The sequence below is a fragment of the Streptomyces cahuitamycinicus genome, from assembly GCF_002891435.1.
Lineage (GTDB): Bacteria > Actinomycetota > Actinomycetes > Streptomycetales > Streptomycetaceae > Streptomyces > Streptomyces cahuitamycinicus.
Genome location: NZ_POUC01000865.1, coordinates 1 through 1,086 on the forward strand (window position 1 = coordinate 1; position 1,086 = coordinate 1,086).

Consider the following 1,086-nt stretch of genomic DNA (forward strand, 5'->3'; position numbering starts at 1 on the left):
ACCGGGGGGAGCGTCGCGCGACATGGGGGACAGTAGGCTCATCCAGGGCCGGTACCGGCTGCTCGATCTGATCGGGCGCGGCGGCATGGGCGAGGTGTGGCGGGCCCGGGACGAGTCCCTGGGCCGGCACGTCGCCGTCAAGTGCCTCAAACCGCTGGGTCCGAACCACGACCACGCCTTCACCCGCGTGCTGCGGGAGCGGTTCCGCCGCGAGGCCCGGGTGGCCGCCGCGCTGCAGCACCGGGGCATCACCGTCGTGCACGACTTCGGCGAGTCCGACGGCGTCCTCTACCTCGTCATGGAGCTGCTGGACGGCCGTAACCTCAGCCAGCTCCTGGAGGACAACAAGCAGCACCCGCTGCCGGTCGCGGACGTCATGGAGATCGCCGAACAGGTCGCCGCCGCCCTCGCCTACTGCCACGAACAGGGCATCGTCCACCGGGACCTGAAGCCCGCCAACATCGTGCGGCTCCGCGACGGCACGGTGAAGATCTGCGACTTCGGCATCGCCCGCCTCGGCCACGACATCGGTTTCACCTCCCGGCTGACCGGCACCGGCATCGCCATGGGCACCCCGCACTACATGTCCCCTGAGCAGATCGGCGGCGACGGGGTCGACCACCGCAGCGACCTCTACTCCTTCGGGTGCGTCCTGTACGAGATCGCCACCGGCGTACCGCCGTTCGACCTCGACGACGCCTGGGCGGTTCTCGTCGGCCACCGCGACACCCCGCCCCGCCCGCCGCGCGAGCACCGCGCCGAACTGCCCGAGTACCTGGAACGGGTCGTCCTCGACCTGCTCGCCAAGGAACCCGCGCAACGCCCCGACGACGCCCGCGAGCTGGCCCGCCGGATCAGCGCCCACCGGGCCGCGCCGGCGTACGTGCCCGCCGGCGCGGCAACCGGCCCGGCCCCGGGCGGGCCGGCGGGCGCGGACCGGCTGCCGTCCTGGACCCGCGGCATGACCACCGGCCACAAGGCGACCGGCACAGGGTTGCGCGCCACGCCCGCGGACCCGTCGGCGGGACTGTCCGGCGAGTGGATCGCACGGCCCGCCACCGGCCCCGTCATCGAGGAACCCGCCCC

The 1,086-nt window shown here is 73.6% G+C and carries 1 protein-coding gene; it reads left to right on the forward strand.

All coding sequences use genetic code 11. The features are described 5' to 3' along the window. Positions 1 to 22 precede the first annotated feature (22 nt). Positions 23 to 1,086: serine/threonine-protein kinase (locus C1J00_RS43505; protein WP_146046423.1), on the forward strand; the 1,064-nt coding region annotated here is incomplete at its 3' end.